We start from the raw sequence: 3,821 nt of genomic DNA on the forward strand, positions 1-3,821 counted from the left end.
CTATTGGGTTTGATGTCGCCAATTGTACTAGGACATAAACCCCAAGAATTGACTGGCGGCGCTTCGCGCCGCCAGTCAATTCTTGGGGTTTGATTTGTCTTAAGTCAAGTGACTGTAGCTATAGCTATATTTTTAAATTTGTGAATTAAAAACCAAAACTAGTAGGGGTTTTCAAGTTAAGAAATGGCGTAGCCATTTCTTAACTTGGTATCATCTCATTCGGCATCCAGTTTTTTGATATAGGTTCCTAATTCGTTAAAAGTTCCCGCATAGGTAATAGTCGGCGTGGTATATCCCTTTAGTTCTACGGAATATTGTCTCAGGGACAATAAAACCGCAGCATAGGGGGTATGGCTGTAGGTAGTCGAGCCGATCGCAACATCCAACCCTAATTGCTTGGTTGATGACTCTAGACGGAAGGCTGCATTAACGGTATCGCCGAGAGCCGTATAGTCTGGATGTTCGCTAGTTCCCATCTGTCCGACCATAGCGTAGCCCGTATTTACTCCCGCGCCCACGCGCAGTTGAAAGGGAAATTCAAACTGGCGGTTGAGTTCGTTACTCATTTCATAGAGTTCGTAGAGGGCGCGATAAACCTTAAGCATATCTTGGGTCGTGACGGTATCCGATCCTTTTGCCGCTTCATGGATCCAAACGGTCATTACCGCATCACCGATGTACTTATCAACCCAACTGCCGTGGCGATCGATGATCTCACCCGCACGACGGAACCATGTCCCGATCGCTTCCGAGAGAATATGCTCGTCCATTTGTTGGGTAAGTTTCGTGAAGTCGCGAATATCGACTACCAAAACTGTAATTAATTGACGCTTGTGCAACATGGCAGTCGCCACCGCATCGGTTGTTTCTTCAGTTTGAGCCGCTCCATTGTCAGGCGCAGTGGTAATTTCAGGACAATAGAATTCTAAATTTGTTTCGCCTAGGGTAATGCGATCGCCACTCTTTAAGCTCACAGGAATAGTTACACGCCGTCCATTCACAAAGGAACCGTTGCGACTGCCGAGATCGATGAGAAAATAGTTACTGTCTCCAACAATTTGGAACATAGCATGGTTGCGTGACGCACATTTGTCAGACAGAGGAATATCATTTTCCGATCCCCTTCCTAATGTCCAAGAATACGCATTCACAAGAGGAATCTGTATCGTACTTTGAGATCCGTGAAGTACGATGTGTGGTTGCTCATCCCAATTTGTGGCAGGCTGACTCACAAGGTTAATAACCCCCAAAATATGAATTTATAGGTATACAAATATTCTGCGTCTCTTTGAGTCTTGGCTTTAGTTAATATAGCGTTTTTTTGATGCTCGCGAATATAGCCAAAAGCCAGAGCAATGATTCTGGGGAGTGATGTGAAATTAACCGATGTATCATAGGTTATTATCACAAATATAATTTTCTGTCCTGCCGGCTTCGGTTAAATTTAAACTCGATGCAAACTACTATTTCCCCAAAACAAGAAAATAATCGGCTTAAAACCCTTTGGAAAAAGCCTTGGCTAGTTGTAGTTTTACTCGTTGTTTTGCTAGGTGGTGGCTTTGTCGCTTTTCGCGCCCTGACTGGGCTTAGCCAAAGTTCGACAACAGTCAATGATAAAACTGAACTGGTTGAGTCTAAATCTTTGTCGATCAAAATTAAGTCTAGTGGTTCCGTTGTTCCCATTGAAACGGTTAACCTCAGCCCGAAGCAAGCAGGGCAATTGGTTGAGCTATTGGTTGAACAAGGGGCGCGGGTCAATCGAGGACAAGTAATTGCCAGAATGGACAGTAGCAATCTAGTTCCTCAGCTTTATCAGGCGCAGGCTAATGCCGCCGCTAGTGAAGCCAATCTAGTCAAATTACGCAACGGTAGTCGTCCTGAGGATATTGCCGCCGCTCAAGCTCGTGCTGAATCGGCAAGGGGGCGTTTGGAGGCAGCGAAATCGCGGTTAGCCTTAACAAGCATGAAGACTTCGCGCTTTCGGGGATTGCAGACTGAAGGGGCAATTTCCAGCGATCGCTTTGATGAAGTATTAACCGATGATCGCAGCGCTCAGGCTGATTTACTCACGGCTCAAGCCAATCTTGTTGAAGCCAATCGCCTTTTAGATTCGTCGCGCAATGGTAGTCGGGCGGAAGATATCGCTCAAGCCGAGGCGCAACTCGCCCAAGCGATCGCAGGCGTTCGCACCATCGAAGTGCAGATTGAGGATACGGTGATTCGCGCTCCCTTTACGGGCATCATTACTCAAAAATATGCCAATGCAGGAGCCTTTGTCACGCCCACTACGAGCGCATCCTCTACTAACTCATCGACCTCTACTTCGATTGTGGCGATCGCTAATGGCTTAGAAATTATCGCGAAAGTACCTGAAGTAGATATTTCACAAATTAAGATCGGACAAGAAGTAGAAATTATTGCGGATGCCTTCCCTTCAGAGGTTTTTAAGGGTAAGGTGCGTCTGATTGCTCCTGAGGCGGTTATTGAGCAAAATGTTACGTCTTTTCAAGTCCGCGTCACCTTAGAAACTGGCAAGGATAAATTGCAATCGGGAATGAATGCCGATCTGCGCTTTATCGGTCAAAAAATTGATAACGCGCTGGTCGTGCCGACGGTGGCAATCGTTACCCAAGAAGGCAAAACAGGGCTATTGATTGCCGATGAGAAGGGTAAGCCCCAATTCCGCCAAGTTACCATCGGCACGACGGTGGATAACCAGACGCAAATTCTGAGTGGGGCAAAGGTAGGCGATCACGTATTCGTGAAGCTACCCGAAACCAAAGCCAAACCTCAATAATAAATTGGGGGGCGCTTAGCGCCCCCTAATTTATTATTTTATGCGGCGACAGCTTGTTTGAGGGGTTGCCAAGTGACTTCGCGATCGCTGCCAGTTTCAATCACGATTTTGACACGCGGATCGCGATCGGGAATCTGGCTGAGAGTTTCTAATTCTTGCTTAGAGAGATATTTCCCCTCGATTAACCATACCACTAAGCCTTTGGACTTCGCTGGTAAAGCATTGAGGCGAAACTGGATTGCAGGGGGAATAAAATAGGTGCGAATTTCGGTTTTGCCCAAGTGGGAGGGACGCACACCATGAACATCGGTCAGGTAACTATTCACATCACCTAAACCCCTTGCGGTGATAAAGAGAATTTCATAACCTGCATTCTTTAGACGAAGTTGGTAGCGACCTTCATAACCACCTTCAGGGGGAACACGCATTGCTAAAGCCCCTGCTTTTTCGAGGTCTTTGACAATTTTATCGGTTGCAATCAATGGCATGTTGACATCCTATGCTGAACGCTAAATTATTGAGCTAACAGTATTTTATACCTAGAAAGCAAATGCATACTCACAGCATATTTATCGTATCCATCAAAAACTTGAGACATTAACTAAAACTGTAATCCCAATTCCCAAAATGGCAACGCCATTTTGGGAATCTCAAAACCTTACGTTGCAATATAGCTATAGCCATATAAGTTAAGACATAAAACCCAGAAGAGTGTTGCGGCGCAAAGCGCCGCAACACTCTTCTGGGTTTTGTTTTTGTCCTAACATAACTGGCTACTGCTATATATAAATATCTGGGCATTATTAAAACCCAGAATCAAACCCTGTAGCGCACGCTGCGCGTGCGCTACAGGGTTTGATTCTGGGTTTTATATTTACTTGCGCCTAGCTACTTAGCAATATTCACTTGATTTAGGACAAATCAAACCCCAAGAATTGACTAGCGGCGAGAAGCGCCGCCAGTCAATTCTTGGGGTTTATGGCTACTCGATCGCGTAATATGTTCAATCGACAACTTGAACGTC

The 3,821-nt window shown here is 45.6% G+C and carries 3 protein-coding genes; 1 reads left to right on the forward strand and 2 read right to left on the reverse strand.

The window, feature by feature from the left end; all coding sequences use genetic code 11:
* Positions 1 to 215 precede the first annotated feature (215 nt).
* Positions 216 to 1,232 (reverse strand): adenylate/guanylate cyclase domain-containing protein, encoded by a 1,017-nt coding sequence (locus AC805_RS12585; protein WP_055075759.1) that lies wholly within the window; start codon positions 1,230 to 1,232, stop codon positions 216 to 218.
* Positions 1,233 to 1,453: 221 nt separating this feature from the next.
* Here AC805_RS12585 and AC805_RS12590 point away from each other — a divergent pair, with 221 nt between their 5' ends.
* Entirely contained in the window at positions 1,454 to 2,797 is a 1,344-nt protein-coding gene (locus tag AC805_RS12590) for an efflux RND transporter periplasmic adaptor subunit (protein ID WP_055075757.1), read from the forward strand.
* A 38-nt stretch (positions 2,798 to 2,835) separates the two neighbouring features.
* Here the strand turns inward: AC805_RS12590 and AC805_RS12595 are convergent, their stop codons facing one another.
* Positions 2,836 to 3,285 carry an NAD(P)H-quinone oxidoreductase subunit N gene (locus AC805_RS12595; RefSeq protein WP_055075758.1) on the reverse strand — a complete coding sequence of 150 codons (450 nt, stop codon included), beginning with the start codon at positions 3,283 to 3,285 and terminating at the stop codon, positions 2,836 to 2,838.
* Positions 3,286 to 3,821: the final 536 nt, after the last annotated feature.

It is taken from the genome of Pseudanabaena sp. 'Roaring Creek' (assembly GCF_001402795.1).
Taxonomy (GTDB): domain Bacteria; phylum Cyanobacteriota; class Cyanobacteriia; order Pseudanabaenales; family Pseudanabaenaceae; genus Pseudanabaena.

Coding starts and splice junctions, on each gene's coding strand:
- AC805_RS12595 (WP_055075758.1), bottom strand. CDS start 3,285: ATGCCATTGATTGCAACCGATAAAATTGTCAAAGACCTCGAAAAAGCA.
- AC805_RS12590 (WP_055075757.1), top strand. CDS start 1,454: ATGCAAACTACTATTTCCCCAAAACAAGAAAATAATCGGCTTAAAACC.